18 protein-coding genes are annotated in these 17,651 nt (G+C 68.0%); 6 read left to right on the forward strand and 12 right to left on the reverse strand.

Going from position 1 to position 17,651, the window contains the following annotated elements; all coding sequences use genetic code 11:
• Positions 1–346: 346 nt before the first annotated feature.
• From A6745_RS00670 to A6745_RS00680, 3 genes are all read left to right on the forward strand, one after another.
• Positions 347–1,036, forward strand: coding sequence for a class I SAM-dependent methyltransferase (locus A6745_RS00670; protein ID WP_082852826.1), 690 nt, complete (start codon positions 347–349; stop codon positions 1,034–1,036).
• A 76-nt stretch (positions 1,037–1,112) separates the two neighbouring features.
• Positions 1,113–2,069, forward strand: a complete 957-nt coding sequence (locus tag A6745_RS00675) for a 3-hydroxyacyl-CoA dehydrogenase NAD-binding domain-containing protein (protein WP_066122354.1) — start codon at positions 1,113–1,115, stop codon at positions 2,067–2,069.
• Complete coding sequence (locus A6745_RS00680) at positions 2,066–2,830, forward strand: SDR family oxidoreductase (RefSeq protein ID WP_066122363.1); 765 nt, start codon at positions 2,066–2,068, stop codon at positions 2,828–2,830. Before A6745_RS00675 ends, A6745_RS00680 begins: the two co-directional genes overlap by 4 nt.
• A gap of 217 nt (positions 2,831–3,047) precedes the next feature.
• Here the strand turns inward: A6745_RS00680 and A6745_RS00685 are convergent, their stop codons facing one another.
• The 8 genes from A6745_RS00685 to hydA form a co-directional block, all read right to left on the reverse strand.
• The gene (locus A6745_RS00685; protein ID WP_066122365.1) at positions 3,048–4,472 is read right to left on the reverse strand and encodes an FAD-binding oxidoreductase; all 1,425 of its coding nucleotides are present in this window, start codon (positions 4,470–4,472) and stop codon (positions 3,048–3,050) included.
• A 5-nt stretch (positions 4,473–4,477) separates the two neighbouring features.
• Positions 4,478–5,137, reverse strand: a complete 660-nt coding sequence (locus A6745_RS00690; RefSeq protein ID WP_066122368.1) for an aspartate/glutamate racemase family protein — start codon at positions 5,135–5,137, stop codon at positions 4,478–4,480.
• A 71-nt stretch (positions 5,138–5,208) separates the two neighbouring features.
• Complete coding sequence (locus A6745_RS00695) at positions 5,209–6,162, reverse strand: dihydrodipicolinate synthase family protein (RefSeq protein ID WP_066122369.1); 954 nt, start codon at positions 6,160–6,162, stop codon at positions 5,209–5,211.
• Between the two features lie 94 nt (positions 6,163–6,256).
• Entirely contained in the window at positions 6,257–6,925 is a 669-nt protein-coding gene (locus A6745_RS00700; RefSeq protein ID WP_066122374.1) for an amino acid ABC transporter permease, read from the reverse strand.
• A gap of 14 nt (positions 6,926–6,939) precedes the next feature.
• On the reverse strand, positions 6,940–7,617 hold the full coding sequence (locus A6745_RS00705) for an amino acid ABC transporter permease (protein ID WP_066122375.1): 678 nt from the start codon (positions 7,615–7,617) through the stop codon (positions 6,940–6,942).
• Complete coding sequence (locus A6745_RS00710; protein ID WP_066122378.1) at positions 7,617–8,369, reverse strand: amino acid ABC transporter ATP-binding protein; 753 nt, start codon at positions 8,367–8,369, stop codon at positions 7,617–7,619. Before A6745_RS00710 ends, A6745_RS00705 begins: the two co-directional genes overlap by 1 nt.
• Before the next feature lie 28 nt (positions 8,370–8,397).
• Positions 8,398–9,249 (reverse strand): transporter substrate-binding domain-containing protein, encoded by an 852-nt coding sequence (locus A6745_RS00715; protein WP_066123645.1) that lies wholly within the window; start codon positions 9,247–9,249, stop codon positions 8,398–8,400.
• A gap of 62 nt (positions 9,250–9,311) precedes the next feature.
• Positions 9,312–10,808, reverse strand: coding sequence for a dihydropyrimidinase (gene hydA / locus A6745_RS00720; protein ID WP_066122381.1), 1,497 nt, complete (start codon positions 10,806–10,808; stop codon positions 9,312–9,314).
• 229 nt (positions 10,809–11,037) lie between these two features.
• On the opposite strand from hydA, the gene A6745_RS00725 reads away from it, so the two are divergent.
• On the forward strand, positions 11,038–11,997 hold the full coding sequence (locus tag A6745_RS00725) for a LysR family transcriptional regulator (protein ID WP_066122384.1): 960 nt from the start codon (positions 11,038–11,040) through the stop codon (positions 11,995–11,997).
• Positions 11,998–12,139: 142 nt separating this feature from the next.
• Entirely contained in the window at positions 12,140–12,640 is a 501-nt protein-coding gene (locus tag A6745_RS00730; protein WP_066122387.1) for a GNAT family N-acetyltransferase, read from the forward strand.
• 102 nt (positions 12,641–12,742) lie between these two features.
• Here the strand turns inward: A6745_RS00730 and A6745_RS00735 are convergent, their stop codons facing one another.
• The 4 genes from A6745_RS00735 to A6745_RS00750 form a co-directional block, all read right to left on the reverse strand.
• A complete protein-coding gene (locus tag A6745_RS00735; protein WP_066122390.1) occupies positions 12,743–14,182 on the reverse strand; it encodes an NAD-dependent succinate-semialdehyde dehydrogenase in 1,440 nt (479 codons plus the stop codon).
• Between the two features lie 188 nt (positions 14,183–14,370).
• On the reverse strand, positions 14,371–15,249 hold the full coding sequence (gene copD / locus A6745_RS00740; RefSeq protein ID WP_066122396.1) for a copper homeostasis membrane protein CopD: 879 nt from the start codon (positions 15,247–15,249) through the stop codon (positions 14,371–14,373).
• Between the two features lie 4 nt (positions 15,250–15,253).
• On the reverse strand, positions 15,254–15,610 hold the full coding sequence (gene copC / locus A6745_RS00745) for a copper homeostasis periplasmic binding protein CopC (RefSeq protein WP_066122398.1): 357 nt from the start codon (positions 15,608–15,610) through the stop codon (positions 15,254–15,256).
• Between the two features lie 57 nt (positions 15,611–15,667).
• Positions 15,668–16,207 (reverse strand): DUF6314 family protein, encoded by a 540-nt coding sequence (locus tag A6745_RS00750; RefSeq protein WP_066122399.1) that lies wholly within the window; start codon positions 16,205–16,207, stop codon positions 15,668–15,670.
• A 215-nt stretch (positions 16,208–16,422) separates the two neighbouring features.
• On the opposite strand from A6745_RS00750, the gene A6745_RS00755 reads away from it, so the two are divergent.
• Positions 16,423–17,643, forward strand: a complete 1,221-nt coding sequence (locus A6745_RS00755; protein WP_066122402.1) for a pyridoxal phosphate-dependent aminotransferase — start codon at positions 16,423–16,425, stop codon at positions 17,641–17,643.
• The last annotated feature ends 8 nt before the right edge of the window (positions 17,644–17,651 follow it).

The following is a 17,651-nucleotide window of genomic DNA, read 5'->3' on the forward strand; positions in this document are numbered from 1 at the left end:
CTGCCCGGCGCGCCCGCCCACATGCGCCCCGCATCGCCCGCCCGCGCGTCGCCGTGGGCATCGTGGGCCCTCTACCGCCCGGCGTCCCGCCCTCGTGCCTGGACGATGCCCGCACCGAAACGATGCGGTCCCGGCAGCGGATCGTTCCACCACCGGCCGGCGCGGCCTGCTGGGGCCGCGCCCCTCGGCGTCGACGATCCGGAACTTTTCCATGCAAGGGCCGCCTGACAGCAACGTCCTTTCGCGTGAAGCCCCCCGGCCAGGCGCCCATTGCTTCCGCTCCCATCCCGGGCACCGGCCCCCGCGCCCAGCGGCCGGCGTCTCCACCGAGTTCAGGAACCGCACAATGACATACAGAGTCCGGCAACACCTCGATCCCTTGTACGCCCTGTTCGGCATATTCTGGCAGCGCGTCAGCCAGTGCCGCCCCGAGCGCGAGCCCGGCGCCACTTCGCGCTGGCTGACCGAACAATGGAATTTCTACCGCGCCTGGCGCGCCAACCCCCGGGGCATCGGCGCCGTGCTGCCGTCCAGTCCCGCGTTGGCCGCCGCCATCACGCGCGAGATCCGGCCCGAGGACGGCCCCGTGCTGGAGCTGGGCAGCGGCACCGGCGTCTTCACGCGCGCCCTGCTGGCGCGCGGCGTGGCGCAGGAAGACCTGGCGCTGATCGAGATGGACGAGGCCTTCGCCCGGCAGTTGGCCGAACGCTTTCCGCGCGCGCAGGTCTGCCAGGCCGATGCCGGCAAGTTGATGGCCGTGCCGCTGTTCGGCGGCCGGCAGGCCGCATCGGCCGTCTGCGGCCTGCCGCTGCTGAATTTCCCGGTGCGCCAGCAGGCGCACATCATGCGCAGCACGTTCTCGCACCTGCAACCGGGCGGGGCCTGCTATCTGTTCACGTATGGCTGGCGCTGTCCGATCTCGCCGCGCGCGCTCTCGCGCCTGGGCCTGCGCGCGCGCCGCACGCGTGTCGTATATCTCAACGTGCCGCCGGCGCAGGTCTGGAAGATCACGCGGCGCAGGCGCTGGATTGATTGAGATCGACGGTCTGCTGTTGCCGCCAGGATGGTACTGTTCATCATCCCGCTAAAAAAGGCGGTCAGGAGGAGACCAGATGCACGCACAAAACACGAAGAAAGTCGCCATTGTCTCGACCGGGGTCATTGGCGCCAACTGGGCCACGCTGTTCCTGGCCCGCGGCTACGACGTCGTCGCCACCGACCCGTCCCCGCGGGCGGAGTCCGCCCTGCACGCGCGCGTCGCCGCGCAATGGCCGACCATGCAGGCGCTGGGCCTGTCGCCCGGCGCCGACCCTGCCCGCCTGCGCTTCACGGCGTCGCTGGAAGAGGCTGTCGCGGATGCATCCTTCGTGCAGGAAAGCGCGCCCGAGCGCATCGACCTGAAGGTGGATCTGTTCCGCCGCATGGATGCCGCCGCGCCGGCCGAGACGCTGCTGGCCTCCAGCTCGTCCGGCCTGTCGGTCACGGCGATGCAGCAGGCGTGCGTGCATCCCGGGCGGGTGGTGCTGGGCCATCCCTTCAATCCCCCGCACCTGATTCCGCTGGTCGAAGTCTGCGGCGGCGAACAGACCTCCGCCGAAGCCATCCAGCGCGCCATGGATTTCTACACGGACCTGGGCAAGCGTCCCGTGCATGTGAAGCGCGAGGTCAGCGGCCATATCGCCAATCGCCTGCAAGCCGCGTTGTGGCGCGAGGCCTTTCACCTGGTGGACCAGGGCGTGGCCAGCGTGGCCGACATCGACACCGTGATCGCGCACGGCCCGGGCCTGCGCTGGGCGCTGCTGGGCCCCTTCCTGAACATGCACCTGTCCGGCGGCAATGGCGGCATCGACCACATGCTGGCGCACCTGGGCGGCCCCATCGAAGACTGGTGGAAGGACCTGGGCCAACCGGTGCTCAGCGACTCGCTGAAGGACAAGGTCGTCGAAGGCGTGGACGAGGCCACCGGCAATCTCACCCCGTTCTGGCTGGAAACGCGGCGCGACAAGGTCCTGATCGAGCTGCTGCGCCTGAAGGCGGCGACCAGCCTGCCTCCGGACGCCGCGGCATGAGCGGCAGGAAAGTCCTGATCACCGCGGGGGCGGGCGGCATCGGCCGCGAGATCGCGCGCGCCTTCGCCGCGGCCGGCGACCAGGTCTGTGTGCTGGACATCGACGATGCGGGCCTGGCCGCGCTGGCCCGGGAGCTGCCGGGCATACGCACCTCGCGTTGCGATGTCTGCGACCTGGCAGACATCGAACGCGCCGTACCCACGGCCATCCGGCTGATGGGCGGCCTGGACGTGCTGGTCAACAACGCGGGCATCGCCGGACCCACCTCGCCGGTGGAACACTATGATCCCATCGCCTGGGATCAGGTGATGCGCGTGAACCTGTCCGGCACATTCAATGTGACTCGGCTGGCCATCCCTTTCCTGAAGCAGTCGCGGCAGGCCTGCATCATCGTGATGTCCTCGGTGGCGGGCCGCTATGGCTATTCCAACCGCAGCGCGTACTCGGCCAGCAAGTGGGGACTGATCGGCTTCACCAAGACGCTGTCGCGCGAACTGGGCGAGGACGGCATCCGCGTCAACGCCATCCTGCCTGGCGCGGTGGCGGGCGAGCGCATCGAGAACGTGCTGGCCGGGCGCGCCTCGGTCAGCGGACGCTCGGTGGACGACGAACGCGAGACAGCGATGGCGGCGCAATCGCTGCGGCGTTTCGTCGATCCGAAGGATATCGCCGCGCTGGCGCTGTTCCTGGCGTCGGACGCCGGTAAGTCCATCTCGGGGCAGATGCTGCCCATCGACAACGACATGCAGTACGCGGGGTGATCCCCTTGCGCATGCGAAGACGGCCCGGCGGCATCGTGGCGGCGCGGTCGGCGGCCACCAGTTCCACCGGACGATCCTCGCGCCAGGCCGGCGGGCTGGTGCGCAACGCGTTCGGCCGGCCCGGATTGGGAATTGGCACGACCACGCCCGGCCAGGAGTTCGCCGTCTGGCCGGCGATTCCGGGATCCACCTCTTTACATCCTCTACGCCGGGAAACTCAAAGCAGCTTGCCGGGGTTCATGATCTGGTTCGGATCCATCGATTGCTTCAGCAGCATCATCAGGTCGAACTCCACGGCGGACTTGTAGTGGCGCAGCTCGTCGCGCCGCAGTTGGCCCACGCCATGCTCGGCGCTGATGCTGCCGCCCGCCTCGTTCACCAGATCGTGCACCACGCGGTTCAGGCGCTGCACGGTGCTCGCCATCTCGGCGGGCGGGATGGCGAGCGGCATCAGCACGTTGAAGTGCAGGTTGCCATCGCCCAAGTGGCCGAAGTTGATGATCTTCGCGTCCTTCAGTTCGCCGCGCACCGCCGCGCAGGCGGCATCGACGAAACCCGGCAGGCGCGAGATGGGCAAGGCGATGTCATGCTTGATGGCCTTGCCCGCTCGCACCTGCGCCTGCGAGATGCCTTCGCGCACTTTCCAGAAGGCCTGCCGCTGCGCCAGGTTCACGCCGATGGCGGCATCCTCGACCCAGCCGGAAGCGATGGCGCTTTCCAGGGTGCCTTCCAGCATCTGCGCCAGGCCGGCCTCGCGCGTGTCGGCCAGTTCGATCAGGGCGTGGAAGCGATGCGGGCTTTCCAGAGGACGCCGCACGTCGGCCACGTGGCCCATCACCAGTTGCACGGACTGCTCGGTCATCATCTCGAACGCCACCAGCCGGTCGCTGCAGGTCTCGCGCATCAGCGCCAGCACCTGCAACAGCGCCTCCATGCCGGCGCAACCGATCCAGGCCGCCGCGCGCGCGGCCGGCCTCGGATACAGCTTGAGCACCGCAGCCGTGATCACGCCCAGCGTGCCTTCCGAGCCGATGAACAGGTCTCGCAACGCATACCCGGTGTTGTCCTTGCGCAGCGCGCGCAGGCCGTTCCAGATGCGGCCGTCCGGCAGCACCACTTCCAGGCCCAGCGCCAGGTCGCGCGTATTGCCATAGCGCAGCACGGCAATGCCGCCCGCGTTCGTCGCCAGATTGCCGCCGATGGTGCAACTGCCTTCGGAGCCGAGACTCAGCGGAAAATAGCGGTTCACCTGCCGCGCGGCCTCCTGCACGTGCGCCAGCAGCACGCCGGCCTCGGCGGTCAGCGTGTTGTTCAGCGGATCCACGTCGCGGATGGCGCGCAGGCGCGACGTGCTCAGTATCAATTGCGCGCCGCTGTCGTCGGGCGTCGCGCCGCCGCTCATGCCCGTGTTGCCGCCCTGCGTGACCAGGGGCGTGCGCGTGTCGTGGCACAGCCGCATCACCCTCGACACTTCCCCGGTATTGGCGGGCCGCACCACGGCGCTGCTGCGGCCCCGCCACTTCTTCAGCCAGTCGACGTCGTGGGCGGCCTTCTGGTCCGCATCCGCCACCAATCCCGCATCGCCCACGATGGCATGCAGGCGCTGCAGGAACTGCGAGTGATGATGGGGAAAGGCTTCCATGGCGCTCACCAGCCCAGGCGCAGGCGGCCCAGCGCCATGGCCACCGTGGCCTGGCTGGGCTCGACCACCGGCAGGCCCACGGCGTCCTGCAAGCTTTCGCGAAAGCGCGCCATGCCGGCGCAACCCATGACCAGCACGTCGGCGCGGTGCGTGTCGCGCAGCACCTTGCCGGCGGCGGCCATGCCCGCCAGGGTGGCGTCGCTGTCGGCCAGTTCGGCCACCGTGCGGCCGATGGACACCTCGCCCGCCAGGCGCGAGGACACGCCCATCGCGGCCCAGGCGCGCAGATGCCGGGGAATCGAGGCCTCCAGGATCGCGATGACCCCGAAGCGCTGGCCCAGCGTCATCGCGGTCAGCGCGGCGCCCTCGCTGATGCCCATGGAGACCATGCCCGGGATCTCGCGCAGCGAATGCAGCCCCGGGTCGCTGAAGCAGGCGGTGACGAAACCCGCCGCATCCGGCCTGTGCGCCTCGGCGAACGCCCGCACCAGCACCGCCGCCCGATCGACGTCCGCCTGGGTCTGTACCCCGGGCGGCCCCTCGGCCAACGTCACGCATTCGATGACGGGGCCGCCCTCCTGGCGCAACACGTCCAGCGCGGCATCGATGCCCGCCGTGACCGCCGTGTTGCTGTTGGGATTGATGACATACAGCTTCTTCGCCATGACGCCTCCTGGGCGGCTCCGCACGCGTTTATCGGCGGGCCGCGATGACGGCCCGATCCCGCCTGGCTCGATCACCGGGCCTCGAACTTCGCCAGCGCCGCCTCCTGGCGCGCGGTCAGGCGCGTCAATTCGTCCAGGTCCGTCCTGTCCAGCCGCGGGCCGGGTCTGCGCACGAAAGCCGAGCGGATCGCGCCGCGGCGGCGCAGGGTTTCCTTGCGCAGCGCCAGGCCGATGCCGTACTGGAACTCATGGCGCAGCAACGGCAGGTAGACGTTGAACAGGTCCTCGGCCGCTTCCGGCCTGCCCTGGTCGAACAGCGCGCACACCCGCACCAGCATTTCGGGATAGGCGAAGCCCGTCATGGCGCCGTCGGCGCCGCGCAGCATTTCCTGCGGCAGGAACAGGCCGCCGTTGCCCACCAGAATGCTGACGCGGCGATGCTCGCCGGCGTCGCTGGCCTGGCGGATCTGGCTCAGCTTGCGCATGCCGGGGAAGTCTTCGTGCTTGAGCATCACGACCTGTTCGAAATCGTCGACCAGGCGGTGCACCACCGGCACCGACATGTGCACGCCGGTGGCCTGCGGAAAATCCTGCAGGCAGACGGGAATGCCGGGGCCCAGCGTGTCGAGGGCCCCGGCGTAGTAGCCGTAGACCTGCTCGTCCGTCTTCAGGTTCGGCACGGGCGCCAGCATGACGCCGGCGGCGCCCAGGTCCATCGCCTCTTTCGACAGGCGTTCGACGTGCCGGTTGGAGGGGTGGCTGACGCCCACCACCACGGGCACCCGGCCCGCCACGCGCTTCATGATGCGCGCCATCACCTGCGTGGTCTCGGCCTCGCTCAGCTTGGGCGCCTCGCCCATCATGCCCAGGATGGTGAAACCGGTGACGCCCTGCTCCAGGTAGAAATCCGTCAGGCTGTCGACGCTGTACAGGTCGACCTCGCCGTCGTCTCCAAACGGGGTGGCTGCAATGATGTAGACGCCGGATGCCTGTTCGGTCAGGCGGTTGTTCTGTTCGGTTGGCATGTCTGGAATCACTCCATGAAAATTCGGTTGGCCCGCGCGGGGCATCATGTCTTCACGAGGAGGGCGCCCCGCATATCGACAAGGCATGCCCCGGTCAGCGCGCCCGCTTGTGCTCCAGGCGGCCGAGCCAGCGCGTCAGCGGCCACAGCAGCGCCAGGTACATCAGCGCGGCCAGCACGACGGGCGACGGGCTGTAGAGCAGCGACTGCGCATCGCGGGCGGCGCGCAACAGTTCGGGCAGGGCCACCACGCTGGCGATCGTCGTCAGCTTCAGCACCTCGATGCCGTTGCCGACCAGGTCGGGCAGCACGTTGCGCGTGGCCTGCGGAATCACCACGTACAGCAGCGCCTGCCAGCGGGCCAGGCCCGTCGAGCGCGCCGCTTCCATCTGGCCCTTGGGAACCCCCTCGATGCCGGCCCGGAACACCTCGGCGAAATAGCTGGCGTTGTTCAGGCAGAAGGCGATGATCACCGCCGTCAGCTTGTCCAGCTCGACCCCCAGGAAGGGCCACCCGAAATACACGAGGATCAGCAGCACCAGCGGCGGAAACGCGCGGAAGAAATCGATGCAGGCGATCACCAGTCCGCGCAGCGCGCGGCTGCCGGATTGCGTCAGCGCCACGGCCAGCAGCAAGCCGGCCAGCGCGCCCAGCGGAATCACGATGGCCGACAGCCACACGGTGGTCCACAGGCCCTGCAGCAGATACGGGAACACGTCCCGGTAGGTCTGCAGGTTGAAGAAACTCTGGATGAGGTTTTCCATGTCGGCTCCCGGCCTCAGCCGCGTACCCAGTTCCGCTCAAGCCAGCGAGAGAACACCACGAGCGGAAGAAAGATCACCACGTACGCCAGCGCGGCCATCATCAGCGGCGTGGGGTTGCCCGACAGGCTGCTGGCCCCTTGCGCCGCGTTCAGCAGCTCGCCCAACGACACCACCGAGCCCAGCGCGGTGTTCTTGGTGATGGAGATGATGCGGTTGGTCAGCGTCGGCACGGCGCGGCGCACGGCCTGCGGCAGCACGACCCAGCGCATCGCCAGCCACCAGCTCAGGCCGGTCGAGCGCGCCGCCTCCATCTGGCCCGCGGGCAGCGACGAGATGCCCGCCCACACGCTTTCTTCGGCATACGCCGCCAGCACCAGCGACAGCGTGAACCAGGTCACGAACAGCGCCGACAGCGGCAGGCCCGCTTCGGGCAGGCCGAAGTACAGGACGATCAGGATCACCAGCGGCGGCAGCGAACGCAGCACGTCGGCGAAGGCAACGATCAGCAACGTCAAGGGACGCCACTGCAACGCGCGCAGGATGGCCAGCACGATGCCCAGCGCCGTGCCGGTCACCACCACCGCCGCGCCGGTGGCAACCGTCAACAGCGCGCCGCGCGCCAGCGCCGGCGCGTACTGCGCCGCGACGTCCATGTTGAAGAACGTGAAGAAGAAACCGTTCAGGCTTTCCATCAATGGGCCAGCCTGCTTGCGTAGCGCGACAGGAAACTCTGCGTGCGCGGCTGCCGGGGCCGCTCGAACAGGTCCTGCGCCGATCCTTCCTCGACGACCACGCCGCCGTCCATGAACACGACCCTGTCGGCCGCGGCATGCGCGAAAGCCATCTCGTGCGTGACCACCAGCATGGTCATGCCGCTTTCGCGCAGCTCGCGCATCACGCTCAGCACGTCTTCGACCAGTTCGGGATCCAGCGCGCTGGTGGGTTCGTCGAACAGGATGATCTGCGGCTGCAGGGCGATGGCGCGGGCGATGCCCACGCGCTGCTGCTGGCCGCCGGACAGCTGCGACGGCATGGCGCCGGCCTTGTGGCCCAGCCCGACGCGCTCCAGCGCCGCGCGGGCCATCTTCTCGGCTTGCGCACGGCCGCGCTTCTGCACCTTGCACAGCGCCAGCGTGACGTTGCCCAGGGCGGTCAGGTGCGGATACAGGTTGAACTGCTGGAACACCATGCCCACGTCCTGGCGCATGCGGTTCACGTCCGTCTTCGCATCCATCACGTCATGGCCGTTGGCCACGATGCGGCCGGAGGTCGGCACTTCCAGCAGGTTGCAGCAGCGCAGCATGGTGCTCTTGCCGGAACCGGAAGGGCCGATGACGCACACCAGCTCGCCCTTGTTCACCCGCAGGCTGACGCCGCGCAGGACCTGATTGCCGCCGTACTGCTTGCACAGGTCGGCTATCTCGAGAATGACTTGGGTGCCCATGGCGCCTCCTGGTCTGGTCAGGCTGGTATCACGAGCACTTCGGCGTCACGGGCGTGGCGTCGTAGCCCTCCATGCCGGGCACGCCCGTGCCCGGCGCCACGCGCACGGCCCAACTGCCGGCTTCCGGCGTGAAGCCGAACCACTTCTCGGCCAGCTTCTTCACCGTGCCGTCCTGCTTCATGCACTTCAGCACGTTGGACACCCGCGCGCGGCCTTCCTCGTCGTCCTTGCGGAACGCCAGCGCCCAGACCAGGCCCGTCTTGATGGTGTAGCTGGTGGCCAGGCGGGCATTCTGCCGGGCGGCCCAGGCCACCACCGTGGTGCCGGCCAGGTTGTAGTCGGCGCGCGACGCCTGCACGGCCTGCACGGCATCGGCGTTGCCGCCGTACACGTCATAGCGGAAGCCATACTTGGCGGCGTTCTCGCTGGCCCACGCCTCGTAGTTCGAGCCCTTGTTCACCGCGATCACCTTGCCCTTGAGCGCCTCCAGGGATTTCAGCGGCGGCGCGTCCTTGCGGCCGAGGAAGGTGTAGTCGGTATCGAGATAGCCCTCGGTGAACAGCAGCGACCTGGCGCGCTCGGGGGTCACCGTCACGGGCGCGATCAGAAAGTCGTAGCGGCGGCTGTTCAGCCCCGGCACCAGGCCCGAGAACTCGGCCGGTTCGATGTTCATCTCGCGGCCCAGGCGCTTGGCGATCTCGCGGCCCAGGTCGACGTTGAAGCCCTGCACGCCGCCGCCCAGGTTGGCCATGGCATGCGGCGCGAAGGTCGCGTCGACGGCCGTCCTGATCGGCGTGTTCTGCGCGAAGGACGAGGTTGCCGCGCAGGCCAGGAAGGCGCCGGCCACCAGGCAACGGCGGAACAGATTGAGACTTTGCATGGACATTCCCCTTGAATGATGTGCAAGTGAAAGCGCTGGAAATCCGAAGCCGGGCTGCCCGTTTATCTGTTCTCGGCAGCCGGCTTCAAGCCGACGTATTGGCTGAACAATCCGCGCGACGGATCGGCGCGGCGTTCGATGACGGGTTGCGGACGCGAACGGGCGATGAACTGTCCGCTGCCGCGTTCGACGTGCAGGGTGTCGTCCCTCACCACGCAGCGGCCGCGGCTGTACACCTGGATGGGCCAGCCCCGCAGCTCGCGGCCCTCGTACGGCGTGTAGCCCACCTGGTCGTGCAGCATGCCGGCCGTCACCGTGGTGCGCCGTTCGGTGTCCCACAGCACCAGGTCGGCGTCGGCGCCCACGGCGATCGCTCCCTTCCTCGGGGCCAGGCCGTACATCCGCGCGTGATTGGTGGCGGTCAGGGCCACGAACTGTTCTACGCTCATGCGGCCCGTCATCACACCTTCGGAGAACAGCAGCGGCAGGCGCAGCTCGATGCCGGGCACGCCATTGGCCATTTCCTTGAACGTGGTGGCGTCACCCTTGGGCAGCTTGCCCGACTCGTCGAACCGGTAGGGCGCATGATCGGACGAGTACACGTTCAGCGTGCCGTCCTTGAAGCCTTCCCACACCGCCTCTTGCGAGGCCTTGTCGCCCGGCGGCGGGCTGCAGCAGAACTTGGCGCCCTCCACGCCGGGCAGGTCCGAGTCCCCGGCTTCCAGGAACAGGTACTGGGGGCAGCTTTCGGAAAATACCTGCGCGCCCAGGTTCTGCGCCTTGCGGATGATGTCGATGGTTTCGCCGCCGGCCACGTGCACGATCAGCACCGGCACATCCACCAGCCTCGACAGCGCGATGGCGCGGTGCGTGGCCTCGGACTCGGCGAGCGGGTCGTGGGCCACCGCGTGGAACTTCGGCGCCTTGTGGCCGCGTTCCAGCAGGCGGCGCGCCACCCAGCGGATCATGTCGTGATTCTCGGCGTGCAGCATCACCATGGCGCCGTACTCGCCCGCCACCGCCAGCACGTCGAGCAGCTCGTAGTCGTCCAGCTTCAGTTTGTCGTAGGTCATGTAGACCTTCAGCGACGTGATGCCTCCCTCGATCACCGCCGGCAGGTCCTTCGTCAGCGCCTGTTCGTCGGGATTCGTCAGGATCAGGTGGAAGCCGTAGTCGATGACGGCTTTCTCGCGCGCCCGGCGCGAATAGTCCCGCAGCACGTCGGGAATGCGGTCGTTGCGGTGCTGCGCGCAGAACGACAGGATGGTGGTGGTGCCACCGAAGGCCGCCGATACCGTGCCCGAGTAGAAATCGTCGGCGCACATCACGCCCATGCCCGACAACTGCTCGATGTGGGTGTGGCTGTCGATGCCGCCCGGCAGCACCCACAGCCCCCTGGCGTCGACGTCTTCCCTGCCCGCCGGCAGGTTCTCGCCGATCCCGGCGATGACGCCATCGCGCACGCCGATATCGGCATGGAAGGTGCGGTCGGCGTTGGAGATCCGGCCATTGCGGATGACCAGGTCGAAAGGCTGCGTGGCGTCTGTCGAATGCTGCATGGTGAGGCTCGCGATGTCCGTGTCGAGGGAAATTCTGTTCCCGCCAACCCCCTCGTGACCATTGATTCTTTGACGCCCACCCTTAACACCGTGTTAAGGGTTTTCCGTGTATCCCGTCATTGCGGCATGGGACGGCCTTTGTTTTCCAGGGCAAAATGGCGCTTGCATGCGCACCTTCATCGCCGAACTCGGCATAGGTGTTAACCCTTGGGTCGAATAGCCATCCAGCATGAAGCTCAACATTCGCCAGATCGAGGTGTTCCGCGCGGTGATGATCACCGGCACCATCCGGGGCGCGTCCGAGCTGCTGTTCGTCTCGCAGCCCGCCGTCAGCCGGCTGCTGTCGCACACCGAGCAGCGCATCGGCTTCGCGCTGTTCGAGCGCATCCGCGGCCGCCTGCATCCCACGCAAGAGGCCAGGAAACTGTTCCACGAGGTCGAGATCGTCTACGACGGCGTACAGCGCGTGAACGACATGGCGCGCGAACTGTTCGAGCACCAGGAAGGCATCCTCAACATCGTGGCCAGTCCCAGCATCGGCCAGATGCTCATCCCCACCGCCATCGCCAGCTACCGGCACACGCATCCGAACGTGAAGCTCACGTTCCACTACCTGACGCACCTGCCGCTGACCGACCGGCTGGTCAAGCGCCAGGCCGACCTGGCCATCACCATCCTGCCCATCCATCACCCCAACCTGGAGCAGGAAGAGCTGGCCGATGCCAGCCTGGTATGCATCTGCCCCTACAACCACCCGCTGTCGCGCCGCGCCATCCTGGAAATCAAGGACCTGCTGCCCTATCCCTTCATCTCGTACGAGAAGACCTCGCCCTTCGGCCAGATGGTGCAGGCCATGTGCGACGCCGCCGGCATCTCGCTGCGGCCGGTGGTGGAAGTGGGATCGCCGCAGAATGCGTGTTCGCTGGTGCAGGCCGGCGCGGGCGTGGCGCTGGTCGACCAGTTCTCGGCGCGCAGCTGGTCGGCCAGCCGCTTCGTCACGCGGCCCATCGCGGACGGGCCGGCGCTCAAGGCCTATCTGGTGCGGCTGCGCGACGAGCCCTTGTCGCAGATATCGCAGTCGTTCATCGATACGTTGAAGGAAGTGATCCGCAAGGACGGCCACGCGGAAATGCCTCCCGCCGTGCCGCCGCCCATGGATGATGCGCCAGGCAAGACCGCGCGCGGCTGAAACGACGCTGGGGAAATTCCCGGCCTCGGCCACGCGGGTGTGCAAGCCGGAAGGATGTGGCGGCACGGCCCGACCCGGCGCACGCATCCCGGCATTGCACTAGCATAGGCGGGTTTCAATCCGTCTTTGAGCACGCATCGCCATGGATCACGAAGTCGCTTTCCGCCAGGCCCGGCCGCAGGACACCGACCGCTGCCACGCCATCGAAATCTCGGCCTACGAGGGCGACGAAGCCGCCACCCGGGAAAAGATCGCCACCCGAATCGCGCGGTATCCGCAAGGCTTCCTGATCCTGGAACGCGCGGGCCGCGTCATCGGCTTCATCAATTCCGGCTGCGCGCATGAGGTCGTGATGTCCGACGAGGCCTTCAAGGAACTGGTCGGACACGATCCGCAAGCCCCGAACGTCGTCGTCATGTCGGTGGTGCTGGACCCCGCCGAACAGGGCAAGGGCCATGCCACGCGGATGATGCGGGCCTTCGTGGCCCAGATGCGCCAGATGGGCAAGAAGACCATCCACCTGATGTGCAGGGACCGCCACGTCGCGCTGTACGAAAAGCTCGGCTACCGCTACGTGAAGCCGTCCGCCTCGAACCATGGCGGCATGGCCTGGCACGAAATGATGATGACGCTGAACGGCTGAGCGGCACGGGCCGCGCGGTTCCCCCGCCGTGCTCCAGAACCTGCGCGACGAGGAGCGCGTCAGGCGGGCGGAGAAGCCCGCCGTACGCGCGTGGCGGCAGGCTTAGACGCCCACCACCGACACCGCCTTGGTGACGAGATAGGGTTCCAGCGCCTCGAACCCGCCTTCGGTGCCGTAGCCCGAATCCTTCACGCCGCCGAAAGGCAGTTCGGCCGACGGAGTGGCCGGCTGGTTGATCCAGACCATGCCCACTTCCAGGCGGCGCGACAGTTCGGTGACGTTCTTGAACGAACGCGTGAAGGCGTAGGCGGCCAGGCCGAACGGCAGGCGATTGGCCTCGAGGATGGCGTCTTCGAGGTTCTCGAAGCTGCGGATGGCCGCGATGGGGCCGAAGGGTTCTTCGTTGAACACGTCGGCGTCCAGCGGCACGTCGGTCAGGATGGTGGGCGCGAAGAAGTTGCCGGCATTGCCGACGCGCTCGCCGCCGGTGGCGACGCGGGCGCCCTTTTCGGCGGCGTTCTTCACGACCTTGTCCATGGCCGACAGGCGGCGGTCGTTGGCCAGGGGGCCCAGCGTGGTGCCTTCGGCCAGGCCGTCGCCCAGCTTCAGCTTCTCGGCGTGGGCCACCATGGCCTGCTCGAACTGGCTTTTCAGGTCCTTGTGCACCAGGAAGCGGGTGGGCGAAATGCACACCTGGCCGGCGTTGCGGAACTTGGCCGCGCCCGCCGCCTTGACGGCCAGTTCGACGTCCGCGTCCTGCGCCACGATCACCGGCGCGTGGCCGCCCAGTTCCATGGTGACGCGCTTCATGTGCTGGCCGGCCAGCGCGGCCAGCTGCTTGCCCACCGGGGTGGAACCCGTGAACGTGATCTTGCGGATGATCGGGTGCGGGATCAGGTAGCTGGAGATCTCGGCCGGCGAGCCGAACACCAGGCCGACCACGCCCTTCGGGATGCCGGCGTCGACGAAGCAGTTCAGCAGCGCGGCGGGCGAAGCGGGAGTCTCTTCCGGGGCCTTGACCAGGAAAGAGCAGCCCGAGGCCAGCGCGGCGCCGATCTTGCGCACGATCTGGTTGACGGGGAAGTTCCAGGGCGTGAAGGCGGCCACGGGGCCGACGGGCTCTTTCAGCACCATCTGCTGGGCATTGACGTTGCGGGCCGGGATGATGCGGCCGTAGACGCGCAGGGCTTCGTTGGCGAACCAGTCGATGATGTCGGCGCCGGCCATGACTTCGCCCTTGGCCTCGACCAGCGGCTTGCCCTGTTCCTGCGTCAGCAGGCGGGCGATGGCCTCGGCGCGCTCGCGCACCAGCACGGCGGTCTTGCGCATGATGGCGCAGCGCTCGTGGGCCGACATGTTGCGCCAGGTCTCGAAACCGCGCTGGGCGGCGGCCAGGGCCAGATCCAGGTCTTCGCGCGACGCGCTGGCCACCTGCCCGATCTTGCTTCCGGTGGCGGGGTTGACGACGTCGATGCGCTGGTTGCCGCGGGCTTCGCGCCACTCGTTGTCGATCAACAGCAGGGTGTCGGGGTAGTTGCTCATGCCATCTCCATAAGGTTGTGTCTGGGTGCCGCGGCGTCACGCCGCCGGTATCGGGCAAGAGACTATCACTGCCGGCCCGGATCGCGTAACCCCGCGCGGCCATTTGCCCGGTGCGCGGAACACGCCCCGCATCGGGGAAAACAGGGGATCATTATCCGCCACCCCCGGGCCTGCACCAAGCCGCCCGTTCATCCAGGCGATTGCGTGCCCAGCACGGCCACGCTCAGAACCGCCAGCGCCCCCGCGCACAAGGCATACGCGGTCTGCCGGCGCAGCCGGCGCAGCGCACCGGCGTCGCCCGCCAGCCGCGGCACCAGCACGTACCGATTGACCAGCGCCAGTACCACCATCGCCAGCACCGCCAGGATCTTCGCGGCCAGCCATTGCTGGTAGGCGGAGCCGGCATCCACGCCCACCCGCCGCAGGATCAGCCAGGCATTCACGCCTCCGGTCAGCAAGGCGCCGGCCACGGCAACATGGCCCAGCGTGGAAAACCGCATCAGCATGGGCACGGCCAGCCCGCGATGCGTGCGCCACAGGCCGAGCAGCGGCGGCACCACCGCCAGCGCGCCGAGCCAGAATGCCGCGCACAGGACGTGAAGGATGTTGTTCAGCACGTGCGCCAGGCCCAGCAGGCCGTCGTCCATGCGGGCATGGCCGCTGGCGGCCGTGGCGGCCAGCGCGCAGCCGGACAGCACCGCCAGCCACGCCGGGGCACGCACGCCCGGCAGGCATAGCGCCACGCACAGGGCGGCCGCGGCGCAGGCCTTGGCCATCCACGCCTGGCCGTAGGCGGTCTGGCTGGCCACCTGCCACAGCGTGCCGGGCGACGTCATCCCGGCCGGATCGCCGGTGATCGAGGCCGCCTGGATGCCCAGCAGCGGCAGGGTCGCCAGCAGGCCCGCCACCGCCAACGCCCGCCACAGCGGCCGCAGGCGCAGCCCCAATTGGGCGGCGGCTGGCCACCGGCCGCACGCGGCCAGCATGCAATGTCCGCCGAAGACCAGCATCGGCGCCAGGGCAGCCAGATAGCGGCAGACGACGTTGGCCGTCTCCAGCGTGCTCACGGAATCAGGGCTTCACGGTGAAGGCCCATTGGCCGTTCGTCTTGTGGCCGTCCTTGGACAGCACTTTCCACGTCACCTTGTAGTCCGCGGGCGGCAGGGGCTTGCCCACCGTCAGCACCAGCGTCTTGCCATCGCCTGGGTCCAACGCGGCCCGGCCCAGATCCACCGCCTTGCCGTCCGCGCCCGTCACCGACAGGCTGGAGAACGCCGGTTCCAGGCGCTCGGTGAACGTGGCGCTGATGGATGCCGGCGAGGCCACGGCGCTGTTGGCGGCGGGGGTGGACTTGTCCAGGTGCGCATGCGCCCAGGCCAGTTGAGGGGCCAGCACGGCGGCCGCGATGGCCAACAGGGCTTTCTTCATCTTCGATACTCCGGTGACTGCCGCGGCCCGTGCCGCGCCAGAAGGCAGCTTAGACCGTCAGGCTGACGGCTGCCCAAAACCATCCGGCGACAGGTCCCCAGGGGCCGAGGGGGATTCATCCCGGCGGAACACCGTCACCGAGACATAGTCCTTGCGCGGCCCCTTCACGTCGTGGCGGATCAGGAACGAACCATCGGGCCGGAACTCGTACACCGTGTCGTACTGGTCCCGCCCGCACGGATGCGTGGCCGCGCCGCGCAGCACGTCGCCGGCGGCGGCCAGCCGCACTTCGTGGAACAGGCGGGGTTCGGGCTCGTCGAACCAGACGCTGAAGCCGTTCTCCAGCGCGAAATACAGGTAGGAGCGGTGCGCCTGGATCGCCTGCCCGGTGGGCAGGATCAGCGTGCCCGACTCTTCGTAGCGCAGGTGATCGCCCTGGCCCGGCAGGAAACGGGCCCGTCCGGTCATGTTGGCCTGGTTGGAAATGCCCCGCTCGAAGGTCCAGGCGCCACTGAGGCGGCCGAGCACGTTCGGGGCCGACCAGCCCCCCTCGGCCTGACGGGAACGCGCCTGGGGGTCTGCGGAGGGATTCATCATGGAGCGGCACGCCGGCTGGCGGCGGAAGAAACGGGGACACGGTACGGACGCGCCGCAAAAAAGACGCGCGAAGCCGATAGCGTACCGCTTTCGCGCTTTCCGGCCGGTCCACCATGACACCTTGTCATCCAGATTCCGGACAGTCCGCGTCGCCCGCTTGCCATGATTTATCATGGCCGGCCAACCGCTCTCTTCCCCCCGTAGGATTATTCGTCGTGAAAGTCATAGACAAGTCGACCAAACTCAACGCCGTTGCATACGACATTCGCGGTCCCGTGCTGGACCGAGCGCGGGAGATGGAAGAGGCGGGACAGCGGGTCATCAAGCTGAACATCGGCAATGTGGCGGCCTTCGGCATCCAGCCGCCGGACGAGATCGTGCAGGACATCATCCGCAACGTGGCCGATGCCGCCGGTTATACCGACAGCAAGGGCCTGTTCGCGCCGCGCAAGGCCGTCGTGCATTACATGCAGAGCAAGGGCGTCCAGGGCGTCGACGTCAACGACGTCTACCTGGGCAACGGCGCCTCCGAGCTGATCTCGATGAGCATCAACGCGCTGCTCAACGACGGCGACGAACTGCTCATCCCCTCGCCCGACTTCCCGCTGTACACCGCCGTCACCGGCCTGTCCGGCGGCCGTCCGGTGCATTACCTGTGCGACGAGGCATCGGGCTGGCTGCCCGACATCGCCGACATCCGCGCCAAGATCACCCCGCGCACGCGCGGCATCGTGGTCATCAACCCGAACAACCCCACGGGCGCCCTGTATCCGCGCGAAACGCTGCTGGAGATCATCCAGGTCGCGCGCGAGCATGGCCTGGTCATCCTGGCCGACGAAATCTACGACAAGACGCTGTTCGACGGGCACGAACACATCAGCATGGCCTCGCTGTGCGACGACGTGCTGATCCTGACCTTCAACGGCCTGTCCAAGAACTACCGTGCATGCGGCTACCGCGCGGGCTGGATGGTGGTGTCGGGCGAGAAACGCCATGCGCAAGGCTATATCGAGGGCCTGAACATGCTGGCCTCGCTGCGCCTGTGCTCCAACACCCCGGGCCAGTTGGCCATCCAGACGGCGCTGGGCGGCTACCAGAGCATCAACGACCTGGTCGGCCCCAACGGCCGCCTGCGCCGCCAGCGCGACCTGGCCTACGACCTGCTGACGCAGATCCCGGGCGTGCACGTGATGAAGCCCAAGGGCGCGCTGTACCTGTTCCCCAGGCTCGATCCCAAGGTCTATCCGATCCAGAACGACCAGCAGTTCGCCTACGACCTGCTGGACCAGGAACGCGTGCTGATCGTCCAGGGCACCGGCTTCAACTGGGTCAACCACGACCACTTCCGCATGGTGTTCCTGCCCAACATGGAAGACCTGACGGAAGCCATCGGCCGCATAGAGCGCTTCCTGGCGCGCCTGCGCAAGGAAGGCTGAGTCCCTGG

Origin of the sequence: Bordetella ansorpii (assembly GCF_900078705.1) — a bacterium.
In the GTDB taxonomy this organism is placed as follows: domain Bacteria; phylum Pseudomonadota; class Gammaproteobacteria; order Burkholderiales; family Burkholderiaceae_B; genus Bordetella; species Bordetella ansorpii_A.

Bases quoted from the DNA above. Each gene is read 5' to 3' on its own strand.
- A6745_RS00670 (WP_082852826.1), top strand. From the start codon at position 347: ATGACATACAGAGTCCGGCAACACCTCGATCCCTTGTACGCCCTGTTC.
- A6745_RS00675 (WP_066122354.1), top strand. From the start codon at position 1,113: ATGCACGCACAAAACACGAAGAAAGTCGCCATTGTCTCGACCGGGGTC.
- A6745_RS00680 (WP_066122363.1), top strand. From the start codon at position 2,066: ATGAGCGGCAGGAAAGTCCTGATCACCGCGGGGGCGGGCGGCATCGGC.
- A6745_RS00685 (WP_066122365.1), bottom strand. From the start codon at position 4,472: ATGGAAGCCTTTCCCCATCATCACTCGCAGTTCCTGCAGCGCCTGCAT.
- A6745_RS00690 (WP_066122368.1), bottom strand. From the start codon at position 5,137: ATGGCGAAGAAGCTGTATGTCATCAATCCCAACAGCAACACGGCGGTC.
- A6745_RS00695 (WP_066122369.1), bottom strand. From the start codon at position 6,162: ATGCCAACCGAACAGAACAACCGCCTGACCGAACAGGCATCCGGCGTC.
- A6745_RS00700 (WP_066122374.1), bottom strand. From the start codon at position 6,925: ATGGAAAACCTCATCCAGAGTTTCTTCAACCTGCAGACCTACCGGGAC.
- A6745_RS00705 (WP_066122375.1), bottom strand. From the start codon at position 7,617: ATGGAAAGCCTGAACGGTTTCTTCTTCACGTTCTTCAACATGGACGTC.
- A6745_RS00710 (WP_066122378.1), bottom strand. From the start codon at position 8,369: ATGGGCACCCAAGTCATTCTCGAGATAGCCGACCTGTGCAAGCAGTAC.
- A6745_RS00715 (WP_066123645.1), bottom strand. From the start codon at position 9,249: ATGCAAAGTCTCAATCTGTTCCGCCGTTGCCTGGTGGCCGGCGCCTTC.
- hydA (WP_066122381.1), bottom strand. From the start codon at position 10,808: ATGCAGCATTCGACAGACGCCACGCAGCCTTTCGACCTGGTCATCCGC.
- A6745_RS00725 (WP_066122384.1), top strand. From the start codon at position 11,038: ATGAAGCTCAACATTCGCCAGATCGAGGTGTTCCGCGCGGTGATGATC.
- A6745_RS00730 (WP_066122387.1), top strand. From the start codon at position 12,140: ATGGATCACGAAGTCGCTTTCCGCCAGGCCCGGCCGCAGGACACCGAC.
- A6745_RS00735 (WP_066122390.1), bottom strand. From the start codon at position 14,182: ATGAGCAACTACCCCGACACCCTGCTGTTGATCGACAACGAGTGGCGC.
- copC (WP_066122398.1), bottom strand. From the start codon at position 15,610: ATGAAGAAAGCCCTGTTGGCCATCGCGGCCGCCGTGCTGGCCCCTCAA.
- A6745_RS00750 (WP_066122399.1), bottom strand. From the start codon at position 16,207: ATGATGAATCCCTCCGCAGACCCCCAGGCGCGTTCCCGTCAGGCCGAG.